The sequence below is a fragment of the Leifsonia sp. Leaf264 genome (assembly GCF_001422325.1).
In the GTDB taxonomy this organism is placed as follows: Bacteria; Actinomycetota; Actinomycetes; order Actinomycetales; family Microbacteriaceae; genus Orlajensenia.
In genome coordinates, this window is the sequence record NZ_LMMR01000001.1 from 582394 (window position 1) to 609197 (window position 26804).

General features: G+C 69.8%; 18 protein-coding genes, 1 tRNA gene and 2 pseudogenes. 9 read left to right on the forward strand and 12 right to left on the reverse strand.

Translation table 11 applies throughout. The features are described 5' to 3' along the window. Positions 1-103: 103 nt before the first annotated feature. Complete coding sequence (locus ASF30_RS02725) at positions 104-307, forward strand: hypothetical protein (protein WP_055901140.1); 204 nt, start codon at positions 104-106, stop codon at positions 305-307. A gap of 58 nt (positions 308-365) precedes the next feature. On the opposite strand, the gene ASF30_RS02730 is transcribed toward ASF30_RS02725, so the two are convergent. From ASF30_RS02730 to ASF30_RS02745, 4 genes are all read right to left on the reverse strand, one after another. Then, positions 366-439 (reverse strand) — tRNA-Met (locus ASF30_RS02730). A gap of 114 nt (positions 440-553) precedes the next feature. After that, the gene (locus ASF30_RS02735; protein ID WP_055901143.1) at positions 554-1417 is read right to left on the reverse strand and encodes a class I SAM-dependent methyltransferase; all 864 of its coding nucleotides are present in this window, start codon (positions 1415-1417) and stop codon (positions 554-556) included. 18 nt (positions 1418-1435) lie between these two features. Next, the gene (locus tag ASF30_RS02740; protein ID WP_200918409.1) at positions 1436-4336 is read right to left on the reverse strand and encodes a UPF0182 family membrane protein; all 2901 of its coding nucleotides are present in this window, start codon (positions 4334-4336) and stop codon (positions 1436-1438) included. 110 nt (positions 4337-4446) lie between these two features. After that, positions 4447-5553, reverse strand: a complete 1107-nt coding sequence (locus ASF30_RS02745; protein ID WP_055901145.1) for a YlbL family protein — start codon at positions 5551-5553, stop codon at positions 4447-4449. Between the two features lie 141 nt (positions 5554-5694). On the opposite strand from ASF30_RS02745, the gene ASF30_RS02750 reads away from it, so the two are divergent. Together ASF30_RS02750 and ASF30_RS23275 are read left to right on the forward strand one after the other, a co-directional pair. Then, complete coding sequence (locus ASF30_RS02750) at positions 5695-7059, forward strand: zinc-dependent metalloprotease (RefSeq protein ID WP_442914945.1); 1365 nt, start codon at positions 5695-5697, stop codon at positions 7057-7059. A 95-nt stretch (positions 7060-7154) separates the two neighbouring features. Next, a pseudogene (locus ASF30_RS23275) lies at positions 7155-7898 on the forward strand (TOMM precursor leader peptide-binding protein); the annotation flags it as partial. Here the strand turns inward: ASF30_RS23275 and ASF30_RS02755 are convergent. Further along, a complete protein-coding gene (locus ASF30_RS02755) occupies positions 7885-9627 on the reverse strand; it encodes an ATP-dependent helicase (RefSeq protein ID WP_055901148.1) in 1743 nt (580 codons plus the stop codon). The pseudogene ASF30_RS23275 and the gene ASF30_RS02755 overlap by 14 nt on opposite strands. Next, positions 9624-10616: an NAD(+) diphosphatase gene (gene nudC / locus ASF30_RS02760; protein WP_055901150.1), complete on the reverse strand. Its 993-nt coding sequence runs from the start codon at positions 10614-10616 to the stop codon at positions 9624-9626. The genes ASF30_RS02755 and nudC overlap by 4 nt, the downstream gene beginning before the upstream one ends. Before the next feature lie 151 nt (positions 10617-10767). Between nudC and ASF30_RS23500 the strand changes: the two are divergent. Beyond that, positions 10768-11508, forward strand: a pseudogene (locus ASF30_RS23500) (phosphotransferase); the annotation flags it as partial. 386 nt (positions 11509-11894) lie between these two features. On the opposite strand, the gene ASF30_RS02770 reads toward ASF30_RS23500, so the two are convergent. Both ASF30_RS02770 and ASF30_RS02775 read right to left on the reverse strand, forming a co-directional pair. Further along, positions 11895-15266, reverse strand: coding sequence for an ATP-dependent DNA helicase (locus ASF30_RS02770; RefSeq protein WP_082467397.1), 3372 nt, complete (start codon positions 15264-15266; stop codon positions 11895-11897). Further along, entirely contained in the window at positions 15263-18469 is a 3207-nt protein-coding gene (locus tag ASF30_RS02775; RefSeq protein WP_082467398.1) for an ATP-dependent helicase, read from the reverse strand. Before ASF30_RS02775 ends, ASF30_RS02770 begins: the two co-directional genes overlap by 4 nt. 98 nt (positions 18470-18567) lie before the next feature. On the opposite strand from ASF30_RS02775, the gene ASF30_RS02780 reads away from it, so the two are divergent. Both ASF30_RS02780 and ASF30_RS02785 read left to right on the forward strand, forming a co-directional pair. Then, positions 18568-18792, forward strand: coding sequence for a DUF3107 domain-containing protein (locus ASF30_RS02780; RefSeq protein WP_055819690.1), 225 nt, complete (start codon positions 18568-18570; stop codon positions 18790-18792). Between the two features lies 1 nt (position 18793). Then, on the forward strand, positions 18794-19099 hold the full coding sequence (locus tag ASF30_RS02785; protein ID WP_055901153.1) for a hypothetical protein: 306 nt from the start codon (positions 18794-18796) through the stop codon (positions 19097-19099). A 69-nt stretch (positions 19100-19168) separates the two neighbouring features. Here the strand turns inward: ASF30_RS02785 and ASF30_RS02790 are convergent, their stop codons facing one another. Beyond that, a complete protein-coding gene (locus tag ASF30_RS02790) occupies positions 19169-19882 on the reverse strand; it encodes a ferritin-like fold-containing protein (RefSeq protein WP_055901156.1) in 714 nt (237 codons plus the stop codon). A gap of 209 nt (positions 19883-20091) precedes the next feature. On the opposite strand from ASF30_RS02790, the gene ASF30_RS02795 reads away from it, so the two are divergent. After that, a complete protein-coding gene (locus ASF30_RS02795; RefSeq protein WP_055901159.1) occupies positions 20092-21588 on the forward strand; it encodes a DEAD/DEAH box helicase in 1497 nt (498 codons plus the stop codon). Positions 21589-21605: 17 nt separating this feature from the next. On the opposite strand, the gene ASF30_RS02800 is transcribed toward ASF30_RS02795, so the two are convergent. Then, positions 21606-22481: a PHP domain-containing protein gene (locus tag ASF30_RS02800; protein WP_055902427.1), complete on the reverse strand. Its 876-nt coding sequence runs from the start codon at positions 22479-22481 to the stop codon at positions 21606-21608. 70 nt (positions 22482-22551) lie between these two features. Next, on the reverse strand, positions 22552-23259 hold the full coding sequence (locus ASF30_RS02805) for a 4a-hydroxytetrahydrobiopterin dehydratase (protein WP_055902429.1): 708 nt from the start codon (positions 23257-23259) through the stop codon (positions 22552-22554). 176 nt (positions 23260-23435) lie between these two features. Here ASF30_RS02805 and ASF30_RS02810 point away from each other — a divergent pair, with 176 nt between their 5' ends. Together ASF30_RS02810 and ASF30_RS02815 are read left to right on the forward strand one after the other, a co-directional pair. Continuing rightward, the gene (locus tag ASF30_RS02810) at positions 23436-24467 is read left to right on the forward strand and encodes an endonuclease/exonuclease/phosphatase family protein (protein WP_055901163.1); all 1032 of its coding nucleotides are present in this window, start codon (positions 23436-23438) and stop codon (positions 24465-24467) included. Positions 24468-24563: 96 nt separating this feature from the next. Continuing rightward, complete coding sequence (locus ASF30_RS02815; protein ID WP_055901166.1) at positions 24564-26153, forward strand: aminopeptidase P family protein; 1590 nt, start codon at positions 24564-24566, stop codon at positions 26151-26153. Positions 26154-26183: 30 nt separating this feature from the next. On the opposite strand, the gene ASF30_RS02820 is transcribed toward ASF30_RS02815, so the two are convergent. Then, a complete protein-coding gene (locus tag ASF30_RS02820) occupies positions 26184-26750 on the reverse strand; it encodes a general stress protein (RefSeq protein WP_200918410.1) in 567 nt (188 codons plus the stop codon). Positions 26751-26804 lie beyond the last annotated feature (54 nt).

Consider the following 26804-nt stretch of genomic DNA (forward strand, 5'->3'; position numbering starts at 1 on the left):
GCTCGACCAGCAGTGTCGCTCCGCTTCCGCAACGACAGCGCGGGGACTACGTTCATGGGTGACCGGCGTCCGCACGAGTCGCCGAGGCAGGGAAGGCGCAGAGATGAAGAACTGGCTGATCCTCGGAGGCGGCATCCTGCTGGTGCTCGTCGGCGTCGTCTGGACCTTGCAGGGCCTGAACGTCCTGCCCGGATCGGCGATGAGCGGCGCGACCCTCTGGGCTGTGCTCGGTCCGATCGTCGTGATCGTGGGCCTCGCCCTGATCGGCTGGGGAATCGCTCGCCGTCGTGGATCGTCCGTCGGTTGATCAAGCCGATGGGAAAGAAATAGGCCCGATCAGAATCTCTTCTGATCGGGCCTTCTTGTTGCGGGGACAGGATTTGAACCTGCGACCTCTGGGTTATGAGCCCAGCGAGCTACCGAACTGCTCCACCCCGCGGCACAAGGAATAACCTATCACGGCTTTCGCCATCCGACGAATCGAGCGCTCGGTCGATCCCTGTCGAGCTGTTCCGCATCCCGAATCGCGGTGCACCGCGGACTCCCCCAGGACTCAGCGCCCAGGGGTGGCCGGGTTCGCGGCCACGAGCGAGTACGCCAGGGGCAGCCACTGCTGGTCGGTCCAGCCGAACATGCCGGACTCCTTCTCGACCAGCACGGGGAACATGCGCCACGGCACCTGCAGGTGCTCGCGGAACATGTCGATGCGCAGTCCGGAGTCGCGCAATGCCGCCATCACCTCGCCGAGCGGATGCATCCACTCCCAGGTGCGTGCATTCTCCAGCACGGCGTCCTCGTCCGCGTAGTCCCCGGGGTCGTCGATGATGTCGGGCTCGTCGCTCACATAAGGATAGGCGAACGACGGCATCCCGTCAGCCGCCGAGTCTCCGTCGAAGACGAAGGCCGTCGGATGCCCGTCGGCGAAGTAGAACCGTCCGCCGGGCTTGACGAACCACGACACGATGCGCGCCCACTCGGCCACGTCGGGGAGCCAGCCGATGGTGCCCCAGGTGGTGAACACGAGGTCGAACGACTCCGGCTCGGGCAGTATGTGGCGGGCGTCGTAGAGGTTCGCCTCGATGAAGCGCGCCCGATCGGCGAGCCCCAGTTCCGCTGCCATCCGCCTGGCCTCCTGCACGGCCGGACGGGAGAAGTCGAGACCGACGACCGTCGCTCCGAGGTTCACCAGCGAGAGCGAATCCGACCCGAAGTGGCACTGCAGGTGCAGCACGCGCTTGCCGTCGAGACCGTCGGGGAACAGCTCGGCGATCTCGGCGGCGACGATGGGGTCGAGGACGCTCCCCCCTGCACGCAACGGAGCCGAGTCGTAGAACCCGCTCGCCAGGTGCACCGGCACCCGCTCGTTCCAGTTGGCCCGGTTGTCATCGAGCCAGTCGCCGTCGCTCAGGTCCACCATTCGCGTCCTCCCCGACCGCTAGCCGTTGAGCAGGGCGATCATCGAGCCGACGATCTCCGCGAGCTTCGCGTCGGCCGCGCCGTAGGCCGCCCAATCGCCTGATGTCAGTGCCGTCTGCTTGTCCTTGAGCGCCTGCCTGGCGTCGTTGGACAACGACTTGAGCTGGGCGTCGACGGCGGGATCCCCTGTCGTCGGCGTCGTTCCGGGATCGGTATCGGGATCGGCCGGAGTGTCGCCGGGCTGCTCGGAACCCTGATCGCCGGCATTCGCACCGGAGTCACCGCCGAAGAGCACGTCGAGAGACTCGTCGAGGGTGTCCTGGAAGGCGATCTTGTCACCGAAGGCGACGAGCACCTTCTGCAGCAGCGGGTAACTCGTGCCACCGCTGGACTGCACGTAGACAGGCTGCACGTACAGCAGGCCGCCACCGACGGGCAGGGTCAGCAGGTTGCCGTTGAGAACCTTGGTCTGGCCCTGACGCAGCAGGTTGAGCTGTTGCGAGACGCTCGTGTCGGCGTCGAAGTTCGCCTGCACCTGGCCGGGACCGGGAACAGTGTCGTCCTTCGGGAGGGTCAGCAGGCGGAGCTTTCCATAGCCCTTCGACTTGGTGCCCTTCTCGGCACCGGCATCCGAATCCACGGCGAGATAACCGGTGAGGACGTTACGACTGACCGAGCCCTTCGACTCGGGGATGAACGTCGAGTACAAGGAGTAGGCGGGGGCGTCCTGGCCCGGCATCTGCATCGTCAGGTAGTACGGCGGCTGCAGCGTGTTGGAGGCCTCGGCCGCGGTCGGGTCGTCGGGCACCACCCACGCGTCGTTCCGCGAGTAGAACGAGGAGGCGTCGGTCACGTGGTAGCGGCCGAGGGTGGCGCGCTGCAACTTGAACAGGTCGGACGGGTACCGCACGTGGCTCATGAGAGCACCCGACATCGCCGAGAGCGGCTTGACCGTCGACGGGTAGATCTTCTGCCAGCTCTTCAGCAGCGGATCGGTGTCGTCCCACGCGTAGAGCGTGACCTTGCCGTCGTACGCATCGACCGTGGCCTTCACCGAGTTGCGGATGTAGTTGACGTTGTCGATCGCGAACGTGGGGGTCGGCGTCTCGGTGTCGGCGATGGCATCGCCCATGCTGAGCTTCGTCGAGTACGGGTAGTTCTCGCTCGTCGTGTAGCCGTCGACGACCCAGACGATGCGTCCGTTGACGACTGTCGGGTAGGTCTCCGAGTCGAGCGTCAGGTACGGGGCGACCTTCTGCACGCGCGCCTTGGGGTCGCGCTCGTAGAGGATCTGCGAACTCGTGGTGACCGAATCCGACAGGAAGATCTGCTCCGACTGGAACTTCAGCGCGTAGACGAGCTTCTTGAAGACGTTGTCGAGCTTGGGCCCGCCGTCGCCGTCGAAGGTCGTGTACTTCTGGTCTTCGCCCTGGTCGCCTGACGGGTAGTCGAGCTCGACCGGCTTGGCGTCCTTGGGGGCGCCGACGATGGAGTACGTCGGCGAGTTGGTGCCGAAGTAGATGCGCGGCTCGAAGTCGCCGAGCTCGCCCGACGTCGGGATGCCCGACTCGAGGAACACCGGCTGGCCGTCGGCGGAACGCTGGTTGCCGTAGGCGGCGACCAGACCGTAGCCGTGGGTGTACACGAGGGAGGAGTTGACCCAGGTCTGGGCGTCGTCGAGGCCGGCGAGGTTGAGGTCGCGGACAGCCACCACGGTGTCCTGGCTCTTGCCGTCGATCGTGTAGCGGTCGACGTTCAGCTCCTTCGGGAACTGGTAGTACTGCCGGAACTGCTCGAGCTGCGAGAAGGTGTCTCCCACGATCGAGGGGTCGAGGATGCGGATGCTCGCCGTGGTCTCGGCGTCGGAGCGCAGAGCCCCGGGCTCGGCATCCGTCGTGGCGTTGTATGGGATCTCCTCGACGGAGTCGACGCCGAAGGCCTGACGGGTGAGGTCGATGTTGCGCTGGATGTACGGCTCCTCGAGCGTCTTCTCACTCGGGTCGACTGTGAAGCGCTGCATGATCCACGGGTACAGGGAGCCGAGGATGAGGCTCGAGACGATCAGCAGAGCCGTGCCGACCAGGGGCAGGCGCCAGCGGCCGATGAAGGCCGTGACGAAGAACAGGACGGCGACGACGAGGGCGATGCCCGCCAGGATGGCGCGACCCGGGATCGTGGCGTGCACGTCGGTGTATGCCGCACCGGTAATGTTCGCGTTGGCGTCGGTGAGGGTGGTGTACTGGTCGAGCCAGATGCTCACGGCCTGCAGCAGCAGGTAGAGACCGGCCGTCACGGCGATCTGGATGCGGGCGGCCTTCGCGATGAGCACCTCGCGGCCGCTCACCCTGATGGCTCCGTAGAGGTAGCTCGTCGCCACTCCGAGGAGCAGGGCGATGAGCACCACGGCCGAGGCGAAGCCCAGCAGCGCGTGGAAGTACGGCAGGTCGAAGAGGTAGAACGAGATATCGAGGTGGAACTGCGGGTCGGTGGTGCCCGACGGGGTGCGGTTCAGCCAGAGAGCCGTGAGCTCCCAGCGTGAGGAGGCCGAGACGCCGGCGAACAGGCCGAGCAGCACCGGGATGCCCCACATGGCGAGGCGGCGCAGGGGCTCGATGACCTGCTGGTAGCGGTCGAGCTGCGAGTTGAGCTTGGCGTAGACCGGACGCGAACGATACGCGACCTGGATCGCGACCCACACGGGAACGGCCATGGCGAGGAAGCCGATGACGAACATCGATGCTCCGGCGATCCACTGCGTGGTGAGCACGGAGAGGAACCCGAGATCGTCGAACCACAGCACGTCGGCGTAGACGCCCGCGAAGACGAAGAACGCCACCACGAGGGCGGCGACGATCACGATCGTGATGACGAGTGGTGCCCGTCTACGGCGATCGGAGGGGTCGGAGGTGGCTGATGTCACGAAAGATGCCTCATTGCTCGTCTGTTGAACTGCTTCAAGGACTCATCCTAGGCACTGCCGGATAACGTTTCACTGAGCGTGCTGCCGTGCACGGGATGCCCAGCCGATACTCAGGATGCCGCGGCGCAGGACGGCAATCCGCTGGTGTCGTCGCCATTCGCGATCGCATCGAGCACCTTCATCGAGTCGTCGAGAGTGGTCACGCTGAACACCGTGAGCCCGTCGGGCACGTGCCCCACGACCTCGTTGCAGTTCGATGCCGGTGCGAGGAACCAGTCGGCTCCGGCATCCTTCGCACCGTAGAGCTTCTGGCGGATGCCGCCGATGGCTCCGATGTTCCCGGCGGAATCGATCGTGCCCGTCCCCGCGACATCCTCGCCGCCGTTCAGCAGGCCGGGGGTGAGCTTGTCGATGATGCCGAGCGCGAACATCTGGCCGGCGCTGGGACCGCCGACGTTGTCGAGCTGGATGTCGACCTGGAATGGGAACTCGTAGTTCATGCGCACTCCGACGCCGAGGAGCGGGGTGCCCCCGGAGTCGATCGGGGTGATCTGAGCGGTGGCGGCTGTGCCGTCGCGCTCGTAGTCGACGGTCGCCGGCTTGTCGGTGCCGTTCTCGGCGACGGCGTCGCGCAGTGCCTGGGTGTCGTGCACTGCGGTGCCGTTGAGGGCGGTGATGACGTCTCCCTCCTCGAGCACGCCGTCGGCCGGCGACCCCTCGGTGAGGCCGGCGACAGTGACCTCACGGGGGAAGTCGTAGCCCAGTTCCACGAGGGCCGCAGCGATGGCGTCCTGCTGCGAGTCGACCATCATGGCCTGGCTCTGCTTCTGGATCTGCTCGTCCGAGACGTCCTCGGGGAAGACCGAGTCGATCGGCAGCACTGCCCGCGTCGGGTCGAACCACGAGGTGGCCACCTCGAACCAGCCGGGCTGCTGCTCGCGATTGCCCTTCTGCGACACCGTCAGCAGGTTGAGGGACCCCTTCGTGTCGTAGATCTTCTCGTCGGGGATGCTGATCAGCGGAACCTGCTTGCCGTCGTGCTCCGCCGTGCCGAGGGTGTTGTACACCGGCCCGGGGAGGTCGATCACGTACGGAGCCGGCATGAGCCCGAGCACGATGACCGCGACGAGGGCGATGCCGAGGAGGATCCAGCCTGGGCGCGCACGACGCGGCGGCCTGGCGCCGTCATCGGCGGCGGCATCCGTGAACAGTGACAACGGGTTCCCTTCATCTGTACGACCCCGCGCTCTCGCTGTTCGCGACGGGCGGACGCCAAGGCCCGCCTGCGGACGCATTTCCCGACAAGTTACCAAGGTTCCGGGGCTAGCGTAGGGATACGCGACTGAGAGGTGCCTGAAGTGGCCGAGAACCCCGACCGGAACGACGAGCCCGGTTCCGAAGACGAACTGCGCGACATGCTGCAGCAGTTCCTGGCGGGTGGATCCGGCTTCGATCCGAGCCAGCTCGCCGGTGCGGCAGGCCTGCCGAACGACCCGGCATCCATCGCCGCCCTGATGAGCCAGCTGCAGGGAGCGCTTCGCTCCACGGGCCAGGGCATCGACTGGAGCATCGCTCTCAAGGCGGGCGAGGACAGGGCTGCCGCGACGCAGCTCTTCCCCACCGACGACCAGCGCAGCCAGCTCGACGCGGCCTTCAACATCGCCTCGCTCTGGCTCGACGAGGTCATCAGCGTGAGCGAGCTCTCGGACACGCCCCAGATCATCACCCGCAAGCAGTGGGTCACGAAGACCATGCCCGTCTGGACCCAGCTCGCCGAGCCGGTCGCATCGAGCATCGCGGATGCGCTGACCCGGGCGCTCACGGAGCAGGCGCCCGAAGAGATGCGCGGCATGGTGGCCAACGCGGGCTCACTCATGCGCTCCATCGGCGGCACGATGTTCGCCATGCAGTTGGGCCAGGTCGTCGGACAGCTCGCCAGCGAGGTCGTCTCCGGCGGCGATGTCGGCATCCCATTGCTCGGTGACGGCGAGGCCGCACTGCTCCCGCAGAACGTCGCCTCCTTCGGCGAGGGACTCGACGTCGAAGACGACCAGGTGCAGATCTACCTCGCTGTGCGCGAGCTCGCTCACGCCAGGCTGTTCCGGCACGCACGCTGGCTCCGGTTGCACATGATCACCTCGATCACCGAGTTCTCCCGCGGGCTGCGCATCGACAACGATCAGCTGCAGGAACTGGCCGAGCAGTTCGATCCGTCGAACGCCGAGCAGCTCCGCGACGCGCTCACCAACGGTTCGCTCATCCCCCCGAAGACCGAGGCGCAGTTGAGCGCTCTCGCCCGGCTCGAGACCATGCTCGCCCTCGTCGAGGGTTGGGTCGATGTCGTGACCGCTGCCGCCACGGCGCGTCTACCGAAGTCCGTCGCCATCGCCGAGATGGTTCGCCGTCGCCGCGCAGCCGGCGGACCGGCCGAGTCGGCCTTCGCCACGCTCGTGGGCCTCGAACTGCGGCCGCGTCGTCTGCGCGAGGCCGCGGCCATGTGGCAGGCGGTGACGGATGCCGTCGGCGGCGAAGCACGCGATGCGCTGTGGGCGCACCCCGACATCCTGCCGACCTCCGACGACCTCGACGACCCGATGGGACTCGTCGGCCGCCTCACCCAGACGGCCGAGGGCGGCGAACCCGTCCTCGACGACATCGACCAGGCCCTCGAGGACCTGCTGCGCGACGACGGGCCCGAGCGGCCCAACGAGCCGCAGGTCTAGCTCGCGGGCCAGCCCGAGGCGAGCGGGTCGCAGCGGACCACTCCCCCTGTGGACGGTTCTGGGCGCGCCGGGCGCGACCGGAGCACACTGCTGGGATGTCGCTGCGACTCGACCCCCGCATCCCACTCGTCTGGCGCACTCCCGACACCCTCCAGGTCGGCGTCGACACGCCCGTCGCCACGATCAGCGGGGTCACGACGACCCATGAGCGCCTGATCGCTGCACTGCAGGCCGGTCTGCCGCGCGCGACCCTGGACGTGGTCGCGCGGCTGGTCGGCAGCGATCCGGCCGAGGTCGACGCTCTGCTCCGACAACTCGCTCCGGTCATCCTCGACAGCGACGACGTGACGACGCCGCGCATCGGCACTGTCGTCGTCGACGGATGCGGCCCCACAGCCGACGCCATCGCCGACACCCTCGGCGGCCTCGGCCACGGCATCCGTCGCTCCGATGGCCTGCCCGACCCAGTAGAGCGGCAGAGCCGGCCCGACGTCGTCGTGCTCGTCGCCCACCACGTCGTGAGGCCGGCACGCTACGGCTACTGGCTCCGCCGCGACGTGCCGCACCTCGCCGTCGTGTTCGGCGACACCACTCTCACCGTCGGCCCGTTCGTTCTGCCGGGTGCCGAGGCGCCCTGCCTGTGCTGCCTCGACCTGGCCCGCCAGGACGCCGATCCCGCGTGGCAGGTCATCGCGACGCAGTTGGCCTATCGCCCGCCGTCGAGCGAGGAACCCGTCGCGCGCCTGCTGGGTGCGGCTGTTGCCGGCAGCGCGATCGACCGCTGGCTTCGCACCGGCGAATCAGGGCTCACCGGGGCGGCCATCGTCATCGACGCGAGGACTGGCGCGAACTCGCTCCGGACGCTCCAGCCGCACGCGGAGTGCGGCTGCCGAGCTCTGTCAGGAATCTCGACTGTTCCCGCAGTGCGCGCTGATGGGGTCCGAGCTGAGCCCAGGTCAGCGTGAGCGAGCGTCGGGCCCTGGTGATTCCCACGTAGAGCAGGCGGCGTTCCTCGTCGATCTGCTCGAAGGTCTTCGCGTAGCTGATCGGCACGAGCCCCTCGCTGAGTCCGATGACGAAGACGTGGTCCCACTCGAGCCCCTTGGCCGAGTGCAGCGTTGCGAAGGTCACGGCAGACACCGTCGGCTCGTGCTGGGAGCGCTGGCGCTCGAGCAGCTCGTCCGTGAAGGCACGGAATGTCGTCTCCGGCGGCGCCACGTCGACGAGCCCCATGATGGCGTCGAGTGATTCCCAGCGATCCCGCACGGCGCCGCGTGCCTCCGGCGGACTCTGGCTCCAGCCGATGGAACGCAGCACGTCACTGACCGACTTGAACAGTGGTTCTCCGACGATCGAGACGGATGCCGCCCGCAGGGCCAGCACGGCCTGCTTGACCTCCGGCAGGTCGAAGAAGCGCTTCGACCCGCGGATCAGGTAGCTGAGGCCCGCCTCGACGAAGGCCTGCTCCAACGCGGCCGACTGCACGTTGACGCGGAACAGCACGGCGATGTCCTCGGCCTTCGCCCCGGCGTCGAGGAGTTCGATGATGCGCTGGGCCACGCCGCGCGCCTCCCCCATGTCGGTCTGGAAGCTGCGCTCCGCCACCTCGGGACCGGTCACGGCTCCGTCACCGACCGTCGGCAGCAGGGTGAGAGCGCCGGGACGACCGCGCATCAGCCTGTTGGCCGTGTCGATGACGGGCGGAGCCGAGCGGTAGTTCTGCTCCAACCTCACGACCGTGGAGTCCGGGAATCGCGTGGGGAAGTCGAGCAGGTAGTCCGACCGGGCGCCCGCGAAGGAGTAGATGGTCTGGCTGGCGTCGCCCACCACGCACAGGTCGCGACGGTCGCCGAGCCAGAGCTGCAACAGCTGGTACTGGAGGGGCGAGACGTCCTGGAACTCGTCGACGACGAAGAAGCGGTATTGCTCGCGCACCTGCATCGCGACGGACGGTTCCTGCTCGATCATTCCGGCGACGGCCAACAGCACGTCCTCGAAGTCCAACTGCCGGCGGGTGTCCTTGAGGTCCTCGTAGGCCTGCTGCAACGCGATCGTGCGCTCGAGGTCGAGCTGGCCGGGGAGCGATCGCGTGTGGGCGGCTGCGGCGTACTGCTCCATCGACAGCCCGCTGACCTTGCGCCACTCGATCTCGCCCGCGGCATCCCGCAGCGTCGCCGTGTCGACCTTGAGGTGGATGGTCTCGGCGGCGTGGGCGAGCACGCGCGCCTTGGCATCGATGATGGCCGGGGCCGTGCCGCCGACGACCTGCGGCCAGAAGAACCCCAGTTGCGAGAGGGCTGCGGCGTGGAAGGTGCGCGCGGCGACACCGCCGGCTCCCAGCATCCGGAGTCGTCCGCGCAGTTCAGCCGCCGAGCGCGCCGTGAATGTGAGCGCCATGACGCGGTTGGGAGCGTACGCGCCCGTCGCGACTCCATAGGCGATGCGGTGGGTGATGGCGCGGGTCTTGCCGGTTCCGGCGCCGGCGAGGATGCTCACCGGACCGACCAGCGCCTCGGCGGCGACCCGCTGCTGCACGTCGAGGCCGGCGAGCAGGTCGTCAGGGCTCACCAGCGGCCGCCATGATCGGGGATCGCCCCGCCGTACCAGTCCTCGAGCAGGGCCCTGGCGATGGAGGCGGCGCCGGGCAGGAGCACGCCAGCACCCGGTGACGCGAGCTGCTCGCGGCTGAGCCAGCGCAGGTCGACGATCTCGACGCCGTCGGGGACGACGCTCTCCGGAGCCTGGTCCGCGGACAGGCGGGCGTGGAAGCCGAGCATGATCGAGGCCGGGAACGGCCACGGCTGCGAGCCGCGGTAAAGCGGATCGACGACGTCGACCCCGGCCTCCTCCTTCATCTCGCGGATGACGGCGTGCTCAAGCGACTCCCCGGGCTCGACGAAGCCGGCGAGCAGCGAATAGCGGCCGGGCGTCCAGTTGGCGTTGGAGCCGAGGAGCACGCGATCGTCGGCATCGGTGATGAGCACGATGACCGCGGGGTCGGTGCGCGGGAAGATGTCGATGTCGTCCTTGGGGCAGTGTCGCACCCAACCTGCCTGCTGCGGTTCGGTCGCGGTGCCGCATCGCGGGCAGTAGCCGTGCGTGCCATGCCAGTTGGCTATGGCGACGATCTCGGCGAACAGCCCGGCATCGGAGTCGGACAGCAGCGGGGCGGCCGCGCGCAACGCCATCCACGCTGCGGCATCCGGTTCGATCGCGGCGGCGAGGGTGTCACCGACGATGGCCGCGACGAGTGGAGTTCCGCGCGGAACACGGACGGTGCCGACGGCGTGGTCGACGCCGTGGTCGACGCCGTGGTCGACCGTGGTGCGTCCCAGGTAGAGGTACTGCTCCGCACCGACGGCAGCGTCGGGAGCCAGGAGAGCGAGCGCCGGGACTGCATCCGCCCCGGTCATCAGGGCACGGCCCTTGTGCACGGCGATCACACGGGTGCCGGGATCGCCGAGGAGCTGGTCGAGCAGGCCGTCTCTGGAGCGCGCGTCGGCATCGCGATCCAGCAGGTGCCTGGCGAGCGGAACGCTCAGGGGGCCTTGACTCACCGGGCTTCTCCTCAACTCACTGGCGCACTGTCGACGCCGGGCGCGTGCGTTCGCCATCACGTCTGCGCCCGCCGACCGAGTCGTGAACGAGGCTCTCGGCGAAGGCGTGGCGGTCGGCCGGAGCCGAAGCACGAGGACGTACCCTGAAGGCATGGCCCGAACCCATCTCACTCTAGCCGCGCTGGCCACCGCAGCCGTCCCTGGCCTCGACGTGCAGTCAGCACGCAGCCACACGGGCTCCGGTCACGGGGAGTTCGATTCCGCCGTCGTGACAGCGCGCGACGGTCGCGAGGTCATCGTGCGGATGCCGCGCAGCCAGGCGGCCGAGACCGAGCAGGCTGCGGACCTCGTCGCCCTGCGGGCGCTCACCACGGGCGTGCGCAGTCGTCTTCCGTTCGACCTGCCCGAGTACCTGGGCCAGGCGCCGATCAACGGCACCCGGGCACTCGCCTACGACTTCCTCCCCGGCCACCCCGTCGGCCTCGATCACCTCACCGGCGACGCCGGCCTCGCCGCGAGCGTCGGTCGTGCCATCGCCGCCGTGCACTCCCTGCCGACGGCGTTCATCTCCGATGCCGGTCTCCCCCAGCAGACGGCTCCGGATGCGCGAGCCGCCGCCATCACCCTCATCGGGCGCGCTGCCGACACCGGCCACCTTCCTGCAGCCCTGCTGCGCCGGTGGGAGGAGGCGACCGACGACGACAGCCTCTGGCAGTTCGCTCCGGTCGTGATCAACGGCACGCTGAGCGCCGCCTCGCTGCTCGTCTCCGATGACGCGGTCTCGGCGATCATCGGCTGGTCGGGCCTGCGCGTGGGAGACAGCGCTCGCGACCTGCACTGGCTGCTGGCCTCCCGCGGCGAGGCCGCCGAGACGGCGATCGCCGCCTACACGGCTGGCCGAGGCTCGGCATCCGATCGCCTGATCACCCAGCGCGCCATGCTCTACGCGGAGCTCGAACTCGCACGCTGGCTGCTGCACGGCGTCGAGACGCACGACGAGACCGTCGTCACCGACGCAGTCGCGATGCTCGACGGGCTCGTCGACAGCGTGCACGCCGACGTGATGAACCCGATCTCTCCCATGACCGGACCGATCATGGCCGTCTCCGACGTGGAGGCCATGCTGGCCGACACTCCCCGCACCGAGCTGCGCCGCGGCGGCGGCGCCGAACTGCACACCGACTCCTACGACCAGTCGTCGTTCGAGCTGGAGAGCTACGGCGAACCCGAGAAGCCGGCCTGGCACACCCTGTCGAAGACCGGGGAGCCGTTCGCGGCTCATGACGACGTGGAGACCGGCCCGATCGAGCTGTTCACGATGCCGGCCGATGACGCCGAGGACTCGGATGCCTCGGATGCTGCGTCCGGCGCCGAGTCCGTGTCCGACGAGACCGACGACCACAGCGCGAGCAGGTCCTCCTCCTCGTAGATGCGCTCGGGGCGGATGACCACGTCATCGGCCACGAAGTAGAACACGGCGTCGACACTAGACGGGTCCACGTTCTTCCAACGTGCGTAGGCGAGCCTGTAGAGCGCCAACTGGGTCTGTTTCAGCTCGAGGTCGCGGGCGTCCGTCGGCGCGCGCCCGGTCTTCCAGTCGACGACCTGGTACCCGCTCTCGGTGCGGTAGACCGCGTCGAGCTTGCAGATGAACACCTGGCCGGCGAGGGCGAGGTGGATCTCGATCTCGACGTCTTCCGGCGCACGGTCGGCCCACTCCGAGCGTTCGAAGGTGGCCTGGAGCTCGGCGAGCCTGTCGCTCTCCGGCGTCGCGATCACGGCGTCGTGCTCGCTCACGGCCTCGGCGTCGGTCTCCCGCGGGTCGACATCGAGCAGATCGAATGACGCCACCCCGGCGGATCGGTGTTCGACCCAGCTGTGGAACAGCGTGCCGAGCCTGGTCGCCCGGTACGGACGCTGCGGGAGCGGTCGGCGCAGGCCCTCGGCGACCTCGGACGGTCGGTCGACGTAGTCCTTGAACCTGGACGCCGGGATGCGAGCGGGCAGCGCCACGGGCTCCGGCTGGGCGCGACGATGTCGTTCGGCGAGGAGCAGGTCGATGTCCCGGCTCCACGGGGTCGCCGGATGCTGCAGGGTCCTGGAGCGCTCGCGGGCGGCCGAGCGTACGGCGTCGGCAGCCTGTTCGACCGCGGTGCGCCTGGTGCCGAGCGGATCGAACGGCCACTCGCCGGTGCGACCGGCGCGGTCGGACGGGTTCTCCTCGTTCACCGGAGCCTCGGGGGGCTGTGGGATGAGGCCGACATCAGCAAGCTCCTGCAGGTAGCGGCTGGGTCGCCTCGGCCTGGAGCCGTCGGCCCAGAACGACCCAGTCAGCAACAGCTCCTGCCGGGCCCTGGTGACGGCGACGTAGGCGAGGCGACGCTCCTCGAGCGCACTCCGCTCGGCGAGCTGCGCCTTGAAGGCCACGAACTCGTCGCGGAACTGCTGCTGCGTCGCGACAGTGCGCCACGGCAGCACGGGCAGTTCGAGGCTGTCGCCACGGAACTCGTAGGGCAACTGGCCGAAGGAGACCCACCCGCCGCCTTCGCGCGGCGCGCTGGGAAGTCCGGCCTCAGTCATGCCGGGAACGACGACGTAGTCCCACTCGAGGCCCTTCGACCCGTGGATGGTGAGCAGTTGCACGACACCGTGCTCCCCGGGATCGCTGCGCGGTCCCAGGTCGTCGGCCTTCTCCGCGCGGGAGAGCCAGGCGAGGAAGCTGCCGAGGGCTCCCCGCTCGTCGGCGGCGACGAACGCGGCGACCTCGTCGTGGAAGGCGTAGAGGTTCGCGAGCCCGCGCTCGTTCCGTTCGTTGGCGCTCACCTCGATGTCGAGCCGCAACTCCTGTTCGACCAGCCTCACGAAGTCGGGCAGGGCGAGGCCGACCCTGGAGCGCAGGAACGCCAGGCGCGCTCCTGCACCCCGCAGCCTGTAGAGGCCGAGATCGCTGAAGCCGGCCAGCTGGCGGTGCTCGGCGGGTGCCGTCGAGACGAAGTCGAGGGCGTCGACGATGGAGGCGGCATCGTCGATGGCGACGGATTCACGGAGCGCTCGACGCACCTCGTCTCCCACGTCCTTCTGCTGCCAGTCCCGGCTCTGCAGCCAGGTCGACACGCGGGCGAGCTCGGCCAGGTCGCGCGGACCGATACGGAACAGGGCACCCGCGAGCAGACGCAGCAACGACGACCCGGCGGCCGGGTCGTGGACGACCCGCAGGGTGGCGACCAGGTCGACCACTTCGGGAGTCGACAGCAGGCCCCCGATGCCGAGGATGTGGCACGGGACGCCTCGGCGGCGCAGTGCCTCTGCGTAGAACTCCATGTGTCGACGAGCCCGGAACAGCATCGCCGCACTCGGCTGCTCGGTCTCAGCCGCGGCCGGATCGAGTCGCTCCGCGAACCAGTCGGCGACGGAGTCAGCCTCGTCGGCCATCTGCTCGTGGAACGACGCTGTCAGTACACCCATCGGTGCCGCCGGTCGCGACGCCAGGGTCGCGACGCCCACCCTCGTGATCGCCGTCAACGGCTCGACGAGACGGTTGGCCGCATCGAGCACGACCGTGGGATTGCGCCAGCTCGTCGACAGGCTGAGCGTCTGGGCGAGGGAGCCGGCGACGGCGAAGTCGGAGGAGAAGCGGCTGAGGTTGTCGGCACTGGCACCGCGCCATCCGTAGATGGACTGATGCGGATCGCCCACGGCCATCACTCCCTGGCCGGCGAACAGGGTGGAGAGCAGGCGGGTCTGGCCCACCGACGTGTCCTGGTACTCGTCGAGCAGGATGACCTTGTAGCGCTCGCGATAGCCCTCGACCACCCGCGGGCTGCGTTCGCAGGCCGCCCGGGCGAGGGCGACCTGGTCGGAGAACTCGACGAGGCCGAGGCGCCGCTTCTCGGCGTCGAAGCGCGCGGCGAGGTCGAGGAGGACGCCCAGCGAATCGACGTGGGCGAGCGCCGCTGTCACGTCGGCGTACTGCTTGGCCGCGCCCGTCTTCTCGTTGTACGGCAGCTCCCCGAGGCGGGTGAAGTCCTGCATGAACCGGCGCACGTCGTCTGCGTCGGCCTCGTTCTCGGCGAGGGCTCGGCTGACGCGGAGCACGGCATCCGTCACGTCGTCGACTCGCTTGCCGATGCGCACCAGCCTGTCGTCGCCGTGTTCGACGGTCACGCGACGGGCGAGGAGCCACGCCGATGATTCGCTGAGCAGCTGGGACTCCGGCTCACGCCCGAGGATGACGGCGTTGTCGTGGAAGATGCTGTTGGCGAAGGCGTTGTAGGTCGATACCGTCGGGCGGTCGAACAGGGCCGTGGCACCGGCGGATCCGGGTTCGTCGTCGTCGCGGACGTGTCCGGGCATCAGCCCGCTCTCCTCGAGACGGCCGATGCGGCGCTGGATGCGCTCGGCGAGCTCGCCGGCGGCCTTGCGCGTGAACGTCAGGCCGAGCACCTGCTCCGGGCGGACCCGGCCTGTGGCGAGAAGCCAGATGACGCGGTTGGCCATGGTCTCGGTCTTGCCGCTGCCCGCCCCGGCGATGACGAGGGTCGGTGAGAGGTCGGCACGGATGACGGCGGACTGCTCGTCGGTGGGTGAGAACTCGTCGCCGATGCGCTGGGCGAGGACGTGGGGGGCGAGGTCGCGGCCAGCGGTGCTCATGCGCTCACCGACCCGACGACGTGGATGCGGCAGGATCCGTGCGAGTACGGATCGACGCAGTGCGATCCGATCTGGGCGATGAACGTGGTTCCACCCATGCGGCGGGCATCCTCCTCGACTCGGGCCGTGAATGCCGCGAGCTGGTCGTCGTCGAGCGGCGCCTGTGTCGGCTGCCGCCATGGCTGCGCCCTGGTGCCCCCGGAGACCACCACCAGCCTGGCGCCGCCGAGGGGCGCGTCGGGCAGCTCGCCCAACGCCCCTGCGGCGAAGGCGAGTTGGTAGGCGCCGAGCTGCGCGTGTTCGGCGACGGCCTCATCGGAGGTCGGCTCGCTGCGACCGGTCTTGAGGTCGACGATGAAGAGCTCGCCGCCGCGCAGTTCGACCCGGTCGATCTTGCCGTTGAGGACGGCGTCGCCGACGGGCAGTGAGAACCCGCCCTCGGCCTGCACCAGCTCCCCGCCGGCAGCGCGGAAGTCGCGGAGGTAGGCGGAGAGCCTCTCGGTGAGGTCGGCCGCCCTGGCAGCCTCCAGCCCCGACTGCCACTCGGACTCGAACGGGATCTCCTCCCAGCGCTCGCGCACGTCGGCGAGCAGGCCGGCCGGGCTGATGTCGGTCTCGGGGGTCGCGTGCTCGGCCACGGAGTGGATGATGCTGCCGAGGCTCGAGGCCGTGTTGGGGGCCGATCCGCCGAGCTGGTCGATGAGCCAGTGCAGCTCGCACGTCTCGAAGGCCTCCATGCGGGAGGGAGAGACTCGCACCGGACCGTCGCCGCCCTCCGCGTAGTGCAGGGGAAGTTCCGTCGAGACGTCGGCGATGCCGTACCAGTCCACCGGGTCGGCGCCGGCGACACCCTCGGAGGCGAGCCGGGCGAGGTCGAACGCGGCCTGCCGGCTGCGCAACGGGTCGGCGTCGGTGGTGAGCGTGCGACGGAGCCGGGCAGTGAGACCGCGCAGGGAGAGCGGATGCCGCTCCACCGGGCTGTCGTCGGGCTCGGGCAGCAGCGAGAAGAACGCCGACGGGGCCTGGTCCTCGTCGCTCACGGCGGTGACGAGCAGTTCGCCGCGGGCGCGGGAGACGGCATGGGCGAACAGCCGGAGTTCGTCGTGCAGGACCGCGGTGCGCGCATCCGTCGTGTCGTCGGACAAGCCGGCCGCGGCGGCGGCGAGGTCGCCCGATCCGAGCAGCGAACCACGCACCCGCATGTCGGGCCAGACGTTCTCCTGCAGGCCGGCGACGACGACGATCTCGAAGTCGCGCCCGACCACGCCCGTCGGCGTCGAGACCGTGACGGCCTGACCCACGGCGCGCGGCGCGAGGGTGTCCTCGGCGACGTCTCGGCCGGTGAGCTCGTCGATGAAGAGCGCCGGCGGCGCGAGGGGTTCGCGCTCGACGAAGCGCTGTGCCGACGTGAACAGGGCGACGACGACGTCGAGGTGGCGATCGGCTTCGTCGGCCGCGATGCCGGACTCCCTGGCCTGGGCTGTCCACGCCCGTTCGAGGCCGCTGCGCTGCCAGAGGCCCCAGAGCAGCTCTTCGATCGTCGCCCCGGCAGCGGCCTCGGCCGACGCCGTGCGAACGCTCTCGGCCACACGTGCGGCTCGCCGCGCTGTCGCCGTGTCGATGGTGGCGAGGGCGCCGGGCCGATCGAGCGCCTCCACGAGCAGCTCATCGGCCCCTCGGCTGCCGCCGCCGGCGAGCTCCTCGCGCCGGAGGGCGGAGCGCAGACGACGCAGCGCGATGGGGTCGAGGCCGCCGAGCACCCCCGACAACAGCTCGACCGCGGCGGAGCCGTCGAGCTCGCGTCGACCCATGGCCACGTCGAGAGCGAGCACGAAGGCACGCACGACCTGTTCGTCCCGCAGGGCCGAACCCGCCGTCGTGACCGTCGTCGGCACCTCGAGGGCGGCGAGCCCTCGCGAGAGCGGTTCCACCAGCGAGCCGCTGCGCACGACGACCGCCATGTCGCTCCAGGCGACGCCGTCGAAGACGTGTCGTTCCCGCAGGGAGCGGGCGATGACCTCGAGCTGCTGGGCCGGGCTCGCGGCGACACGGGTGCGGACCGGCGGCACACGGCCCGGGCCGGAATCAGCGGCTGCGACGGCGTCGGTGCCGGCGGCGACGCCGGCGGGCGAGGCCGCGCCGACACGACGGTGGCGCCCTGTCGTGCCCGCTGTGCCGATGCGGCCGCTGACGGCGGCGACGACGCTGCGGATGCCGGCGCCGTGGCGGTGGACCCTGTCGAGCACGATCGTGTCGACGCTCTCGAGCGCGAGGTGCTGCGCCAGGCGGCCGAGCGAATCGGGGTGGGAGCCGCGGAACGACCCCGTGCTCACGTCGGGGTCGCCGACGGCGACGATGGCGACGCCACGCGCGGCGAACCGCCGCAGCAGAGCGAGGGTCGATCGGGTGAGCTCCTGGGCGTCGTCGACCACGAGCAGGCGCAGTCCGGCGAGGGATCCGAGGGTGACGGATGCCGCGGCCCCGGCCGGCGCCTCGCGCACGATCGCGGCAGCCTCCTGGGCGAGCGACGCCGAGTCGAAGGCACGCGAGCGGTAGGCGTCGGTCACCTCGCCGTACTCGTCGATGAACTCGGCCGCCGCCACCCACTCGGGGCGTTCGAGGTCTCGGCCGAGTCCGGCGAGACGATGGGGCGACACGCCGTACTCGGTGCAGCGGGCCATCAGGTCGCGCAGTTCGGTGCGGAACCCGCGCAGCCCACGAACTTCGGGAGTGAGCGGCGATGGCCAGTCCGGCCCGGTGCCGTCGGCGAGGTGGCCGGCCAGCAGTTCGGAGATGATCTGGTCCTGTTCGCCACCGGTGAGCAGCACGGGATTGTCGGCATCCGTCGACGCGCCCCTGACGACCTGGAAGGCGAGCGAGTTGCCGGTGCGGGCGAGCGGTCCGTTGGTGGGCACGCCCACGCGCAGGCCGATGCGGTCGCGGAGACGGGTCGCGGATGCGCGGGTCGCGGCGAGCACGAGGACCTCGCCGGGGGCGTATCCCCGCGTGCGGATGCGGTCGCGCACCAGTTCGACGACGACGGTGGTCTTGCCGGAGCCCGGGGCGCCGATCACGGCGGCCGATCGGCCGTCGGGCAGCGCGAGCACGGCCAGCTGGGCCGGGTCGAGGGGGACGCGCTCAGACGCCGGGACCACGGCAGCGCCCGCTCCAGCTGATGTGCTCTGAAATGCCGTGATCGTCACGCTGACAACGCTAAGCGGTTCCGCCGACAGTGAACCGGCGCAGCGCCGTGGTCGATCTGTCGTAACCTGAGCGAAGACGCAACGAAAGGCGCATACAGGTGGAAATCCGCATCGGCATCCAGAACTCCCCGCGTGAGATCAGCTTCGAGACCAGCCAGCCGGCTGCCGAGCTCGAATCGGCGGTCGCATCCGCTCTCGCAGAGAAGACCGGCTACCTGAAGCTGCTCGATTCCAAGGGCACCACGTACATCGTCCCGACGGCGACCATCGCCTACGTCGAACTCGGAAGCGACGAGGCCCGCCGCATCGGATTCGTCGGCTGACATGGAGCTGCTCTTCGTCTTCCTCGGCGGAGCCATCCTCGGCGCCATCGCACGCTATTCGCTTCCGCACCGGGATGAGCACGGAGCCGTGCTCGTCCCGGCTGTCGGCGCCGTCGTCGCCATGGTCGTCTGGGTCGCACTGACCTGGCTCGGTTGGGCATGGGACGGCGGCTGGATCTGGTGGGCGAGCCTCGGAGCCGCCGCTGTCGCGGTGGTCGCCTTCGACCTGCTGATCGGACGACACCGCGTGCAGACGGATGCCGCACTGCTGACGAAGCTCACCGGCACCGCCGCGGTCGCCCACTGACGCGCTGACGCGCTCGCGGACAGGCCGTCAGTGCCGTCAGGCCGTCAGTGCCGTCAGGCCGTCAGGCCGTCAGGCCGTCAGGCCGAGGCTGTCCATCCGCCGCGTGTGAGCTGCGATCAGCTCGGTGAACACGGGCTCGATGCTCGCGTCGACCGGTCCGCGCGCATTCGCGTCCCGCAGCGCGGAGCGGGCGACGAGCAGGGTGTCGCCCACCAGGCGGCGCCCCCACATCGCCAGCGGCGACGCCAGCTGGGGATCCGCGGCTATGGCCGCTGCGAGGGAATCGGCGACGACATCCGTGCGCGGTCGACGCGACAGGATCGCGGCGACCCGCCCGCCGATGCCGTCGGGCAGAGCCCCGGACAGGCTGATGAAGAAGTCGTCGAGCATGCCCGCCGTGATCAGGTTCGTGATCATGAGCTCGGGCCAGGTCGATCCCGTCGTGGCCGCACGGAACGCGTCGATGGCCGGCGCGAACGGCGCCATGACCACGGCCGGCTCCTCATCGAGGGCGCGGATCTCCTCGGCGAGCCTGTGGTGCTTGCGGAGGGTGAAACGTGCGGCCGTGCTGAGCTCGGCCTTCGCCGCGAGCGTCGGTGCCGTCGCCATGGCGCGCGCCAGGTTCTCGAACAGCTCGAGCTGGATGTAGGCCGCCTGGCCGAGGAACGGGAGGGTCTCCGGGGTCAGCTCGCCGAACTCGACCTTCGTCGTCGCGACGGCGGACGCACGGGGCTGCCGGCGAGGCGCCTCAGTGCGCCGTCGAGCCTGCGGGAACCACTTCATCACGCTGACAGCCTAGAGCGTGGGGCGGATGCCGACCGCCGCCGGCAGCCGCGGCTCGCTGTCATCTGCATCCGTGCCGCGTGCTCCGGAGCGTCCGGAGCCGCCCGCTCAGGCCGCCCGGATAGACTGGTCGCGTTGCGGGCATCGGACCCCAACCGTGCGCCTCTCACGAAACCGGCGCATTCCTCTTCAAGTACTGACAGGCACACGTGACTTTCGCAGATCTCCAGATCGACCAGGACATGGTCGACGCCCTCGCAACCAAGGGCATCATCGAGCCCTTCCCCATCCAGGAGCAGACCATCCCCCTCGGCCTCAGCGGCCAGGACATCATCGGTCAGGCGAAGACCGGAACGGGCAAGACCCTCGGCTTCGGACTCCCCATCATCCAGCGCATCGGCCTGAACCCCGAGCCCGGCGTACAGGTCCTCGTCGTCGTCCCGACGCGTGAGCTGTGCGTGCAGGTCGCCGAGGACCTCGAGTTGGCCACCAGCAACCGCGCCACCTCCGTCGTCGCCATCTACGGCGGCAAGGCGTACGAGGGTCAGGTCGAGCAGCTCAAGGCCGGCGCCCAGATCGTCGTCGGAACCCCGGGCCGTCTCCTCGACCTCGCGCAGCAGCGCCTGCTCAACCTCGGCAACGTGACCGAGATGGTGCTTGACGAGGCCGACAAGATGCTCGACCTCGGCTTCCTCGCCGACATCGAGAAGCTGTTCGCCAAGACTCCGCCCACCCGCCACACCATGCTGTTCTCGGCCACGATGCCCGGCCCGATCGTGGCTCTGGCCCGCCGCTTCATGTCGAAGCCCATCCACATCCGTGCGACAGACCCCGACGAGGGCCTCACGCAGGCCAACATCAAGCACGTCGTCTACCGCGCGCACTCGCTCGACAAGGACGAGGTCGTCTCGCGCATCCTGCAGGCCGACGGCCGCGGCAAGACCGTCATCTTCACCCGCACCAAGCGCGCAGCAGCCAAGCTCGTCGAGGAGCTCAACGACCGCGGCTTCAACGCCGCCGCCGTGCACGGCGACCTCAACCAGGACCAGCGCGAGCGCGCCATGGCGGCCTTCAAGGCCGGCAAGAAGGACGTGCTCATCGCCACGGATGTCGCCGCCCGCGGCATCGACGTCAACGACGTCACGCACGTGATCAACCACACCGTGCCCGACGACCACGACACCTACCTGCACCGCGCCGGCCGCACCGGCCGCGCAGGCAAGACGGGCATCGCCGTCACCTTCGTCGACTGGGACGACATGCACAAGTGGGCGCTCATCAACCGCGCGCTCGAGATGAACCAGCCCGAGCCCGTCGAGACCTACTCCTCGTCGCCGCACCTCTACAGCGACCTCGACATCCCCGCCGGGTCGAAGGGCCGTCTGAAGGCGACTCCGGTCAAGGAGACGGCGCCCCGTGCCGCCGCCGAGAACCGAGGATCGGGCCGTCAGGGCTCCGGTTCCTCCGAAGGCTCGAGCAACCGCAACCGACGTCGCACACGCGGCGGTCAGGGCACGTCGGGCCCGGGCGCATCGACCACGGCCCCGGCCTCGGAGTCGTCTGAGGCGACGACGGATGCCGCATCCGTCGACACGAATGTCGCAGCGGGCACCCACGACGGTCAGGGTCACGAGCACCACGACGGCAACAGCGCACCGCGCCGTCGTCGTCGTCGCGGCCCGCGCCCGACGTCGGCCCCGCAGTAACGCGCCTGCGTTCGGCCTCAGCGGCCGGTGATCTCCGGATACACCGGCGCCGACCCGGTCGCCTCGGCGATGAGCTTCTCGAGCACCTCCGGCGACGTCGTGTTCTCGCCGAGCCGGTTGGGCTTGCCCGAACCGTGCCAGTCGCTCGACCCGGTGATCTCGAGCCCGAATCGCGCAGCGAGCTCGCGCAGACGCCGTTTCGCGTCGGGCAGGTTCTCGCGGTGGTCGATCTCGAGGCCGAACAGCCCGTCGTCGACCAGCACGCGCAGCCGCTCCGCCGGGATCACGGCCTCGGCCCCTCGCGTACCGGGATGGGCCAGCACCGGCACTCCCCCGGCCTCGCGCACGAGTCGCACGCCCTCCCGCGGGTCGGGCGCGTAGTGCGGCTGCGTGTAGCCGCGGCGCCAGTGCAGGATGCCCGCGAAGGCGTCCGAGCGGTTCGGGGCGTGACCGCGCGCGACGAGGGCGTCGGCGATGTGCGGTCGGCCCACCGTGGCGTCAGGCGTCGTCTGCGCGAGCACGTCGTCCCAGGTGAGGTCGTAGTCGCGGGAGATGCGGCGCACGATCTCCTCGGCCCGGGTCAGCCTGGCGGCACGGATGCGCGCCGTCTCGATCTGAAGGGCCTCGTTGGCCGGATCGAAGAGGTAGGCCAGCATGTGCACGCTCGCGAACTGCACCTGCGTCGAGAGCTCCATCCCCGGGATGAGCGTGATGCCGACGCGACGGGCCTCCTCGGCGGCGGCGCTCCAGCCCGCGGTCGCATCGTGGTCGGTGATCGCCACGGTGCCGAGACCGGCCTCTGCCGCCTGACGCACGAGCTGCGTCGGCGACTCGGTCCCGTCCGACACGCTCGAGTGGGCGTGCAGGTCGATCGGACCCCGGAAGCGCTGCATCACCCCATGCTAGGTCCGGGCTGCGGTGTCGCCGATCTCTTCCGGCATCCGGCCGTCGCAGTCTCGGCGCTCAGGACGTCGACTCGGGCGACGCGGCAACGCAGATGACCCCAGTGTTGCCGTCGTGGTCGGCGATCACTGTGAGCGATGGCGCGTCGCTGTCGTCGACGACGGTACCGCCGGCTGCGACGGCGGCCGCGATTCGTTGCGCGGCCACCTCGGGCGCCACGTAGACCTCGAGGTGGAACCGCTGGCCCTCGGTCTGGAGCTCGTCGGCGTCGCCGAACCACAGGTTCGGCACGCGCCCCGTCGGGTCCCGGATCTCGTCGCTGGGAGACCCGTGGCCCTGGGCCTCGGCGTCGCCGGTCAGCAGGGCGGCCCACACCGGGGCGATGGTCGCGGAGCGCCCGGTGTCGAGGCCGAGCTCGACGACGCTGACGGAGGCCGGGTCGGCGGGCACGCCGTGCTCGGCGGCGATCTGCGTGATCCGTCGTGCGAGGTCGACGTCTAGACGGGTCACCCACTCGACGACGTGTTCAGTGCCCTCGTCGTCCCTGTAGATGGCGTCGGCGCTGACCAGCTTGAGGTCGACGTACCCGGCGCCGATCGACACGCTCGGGTGATGTCCGACAGCATCGCCCGCCTCGCCCACCGCGACAACGAATCGTGCGCCGGTGCCGAAGTCGTCGACCAGGTAGCGGGCATGCAGCCCTTGGGCCAGCTTGCGCCAGTCGGTCAGGCCGGCCTCGGCGATCTCCCCACGCGACAACATGTCCATGTCCATGTCCGTGGCCCCTTCCTACCCGAGTGAACGTCCGTTGACGCGAACGAGGATACTCCCCCGAACGGGGGACCACGCAGCAACGGCATCGTCTGCCGCGATGGTGAGCGGGGCGACGACCCTGCGCGTCGCGCGGGCATCCGCTCAGCCTTCTCGCCTAGGGTGAACGGGCCATGGTCGCCCGTCTCGTCGCCCCCGTCGTCGCTCTCATCGCCGCCCTGGTCGCGCTCATCCTGGTGTGGCCGGCCGTGTTCGGCCTGCAGGACCAGATCGTCATCGCCCAGCTCGTGGCGTTCCGCGCGCTGCTGGCCATCGGCGCCGTCGTCGGCGTGGTCGTGCTGTCGCTGCTCGCCCTGCTGCGCCCGCTCCGGCGCATCGCCGTGATGCTGGGCGTCGTGCTGCTCGTCTTCGCCGTGGCCAATGCCGCCATCCTCGGGGTCCGCGGTCTCAGCCAGGCACCGGCATCCGCCGCCCCGAGCACGAAGGCGCAGACCATCACGGTTCTCAGCTGGAACACCCTCGGCGGCTCCCCCGGCGCTGACGAGGTGGCCCGGCTCGCCCTCGATCGCGGTGCCGACATCGTGTCGCTCCCCGAGACGACGGACGCCTTCGCCACCGAGGTGGCCGAGCTCATGCGCGACGGCGGCAGCCCGATGTGGGCGCTCGGCCTCTCGTTCAGCGAGATCTACGAGGCCCGCTCCACCGCCGTGCTCATCAGCCCGGACCTCGGCGAGTACAGCGTGGAATCGGCCGGCGGCACCGGTCCTCCCGGCAACACCAACGTGTCCCCGACCGTCGTCGCCACGCCGGACTCCGGAGACGGGCCCACGATCGTGGCCGTGCACGCCGTGTCACCACTCCGCGGCGAGATGACCAACTGGCGCAGTGACCTCGACTGGCTCGCCGCGCAGTGCGCCGCGGGCAGCGATGTGATCATGGCGGGCGACTTCAACGCCACCATCGACCACATGATCGGACGCGGAACGGATGGCGGCGACCTCGGCGCGTGCCGCGACGCCGCCGCCGCGAACGGCGCCGCCGCTCTCGGCACCTGGCCGAGCGACATCCCGTTGCTGCTCGGCGCCCCCATCGACCACGTCATGACGACCGACGGCTGGACGGCCACCTCCTTCGAGGTCATCACCAGCCTGGACTCGCTGGGCAGCGATCACCGGCCCATCGTGTCAACACTCACGCGCTCCTGACTCGTACCGATTCGCCTGCGCCCGGCTCTGGCCAGCGCCCATCCCGGACGGAGACGGCCTTGGCCCGCACCCAGTCGGCGGTGCGAGAATGGACGCATGGCCACGAGCACCGACACCTCTGTATCCGCCCGCCCCGACACGTCCGCGCACGCCGATGCGCCCGAGGCGACCACTGAAGCGCCTCGCGCCACGACGAATCGCTCCACCACGCCAGGGTCCGAGGGTTTCAAGGCCTACATCGGCGGCCAGTGGGCCGAACGCGACGAGACCGTGCCGGCAGCCCGTGAGCAGGCCGCGTTCGCCGCTGAACGCCGCGCCCGCGTCTCGGCGGCCTTCCCGGGGCAGCGCCTGATCGTTCCGGCCGGCAGCCCGAAGCAGCGCTCGAACGACACCGACTACGCCTTCCGCGCTCACTCGGCGTTCTCGTACCTCACCGGCTGGGGCTCCGACTCCGAGCCCGGAAGCGTGCTGGTCTTCGAGCCGACAGTCGAGGGTCACGACGTCACCCTCTACTTCCGCGAGCGCGCCGGACGCGATTCCGACGAGTTCTACGCCAACCCCGAGATCGGCGAGTTCTGGATCGGCCCGCGCCCGTCGCTCGCCCAGGTCGCCGGCGACCTGGCCGTCACCACCGCGGGCATCGCCGGCTTCGACGCCGTCATCCGTTCCGTCGACACGGCCACCCTCGTCATGCGCGAAGCGGATGCCGCCATCGCCGACCACGTGGACGACGCGCGCCTGCGCTTCGCCGCCGAACAGGCGCTGTCGACCAACGCCTCGGACAGCGCCTTCAGCATCGAGGTCGGATCCGAGCACGCCCCCGACGCGAAGTTCGCCGAGGTGCTCAGCGAGATGCGCCTGGTGAAGGACTCCTACGAGATCGAGCAGATGCGCCTCGCCGTCGACGCGACGCAGCGCGGCTTCGAGGACGTGCTCGGCTCGTTCGAGCGGGCGACGGCCGAGGCGCGGGGTGAGCGAGTGGTCGAGGGCGTCTTCAACACCCGCGCCAGGCTCGACGGCAACACCGTCGGCTACGACACCATCGCGGCATCCGGAGCCCACGCGACCATCCTGCACTGGACCCGCAATGATGGCGCCGTGAAGCCGGGCGAGCTCATCCTCATCGACGCCGGCGTCGAGGTCGACAGCCTCTACACGGCCGACATCACGCGCACGCTGCCGATCAACGGTGAGTTCAGCGCCGAGCAGCGCCTGGTCTACGAGGCCGTGCGGGAGGCGGCGGATGCGGCCTTCGCCATCGTGCGCCCCGGAATCGTGTTCCGCGACGTGCACGCCGCAGCCATGGAAGTCATCGCGAAGCGCACGGCCGAGTGGGGCTTCCTGCCGGTGAGCGCCGAGGAGGCCCTGCAGCCCGACAATGAGCACCACCGCCGCTACATGGTGCACGGCACCAGCCACCACCTCGGCATCGACGTCCACGACTGCGCGCAGGCCCGACGTGAGATGTACAAGGACGGCGTGGTCGAGGAGGGCATGGTGTTCACCATCGAGCCCGGCCTCTACTTCCAGAGCGACGACCTCACCGTTCCCGCGGAGTTCCGCGGCATCGGCGTGCGCATCGAGGACGACATCCTCGTCACGGCCGACGGAGCCGAGAACCTCTCGGCCGGCATCCCCCGCACGGCCGACGAGGTCGAGGCGTGGATGGCTGCGAAGCGCGGCTGACCGGTCGGCAGCGCGGCTGACCGGTCGGCGCTAGGAGGCGCGAGGCTCCTCGGGGCCCGGATCGATCGGGATGGCGTCTCCCAGTGAGAACTCGGGCTCGGCCTCCTCGACCACCCCGGCCAGCACGTTGCGGGCCCGGTTCACGAGTGCGCCGTCGACGATGACCTGGTAGTTCGAGGCGATCACCTGCATGGTCGAGGTGAAGTCGCGGCGCCGGCGGTTCACGCTGAAGGTCACGATGCCGAACAGCATGCCGAATCCGGCTCCGATGAGCACGGCGGCGAGCACCAGGGCGAAGTCGACCCCCGTGGCGACGAAGATGAACAACAGCAGTCCGAAGAACACACCGAGCCAGGCTCCGGATGCCGCACCGGCGAGGGCCGCCCTGGCGTAGGTCATGCGTCCGGTGACGTTCTCGACGGTCTTGAGGTCGTTGCCGACGATGGAGAGCGATGTGACCGGGAAGTCGGCGCGGGCCAGAGCTGCCACGGCGTTCTGGGCCTCGGCGTAGGTCTCGTACGTCGCCACGACCTCGCCGCGCGGCAGCACCGGCGATGCGGTGGGTCGGCGACCGGCGAAGGGGTTCTGAGTGCTCATGCCCACGATTCTCCCACGCACCGGATCGCTGCAGCAGGGGCATCGGCGACGGCG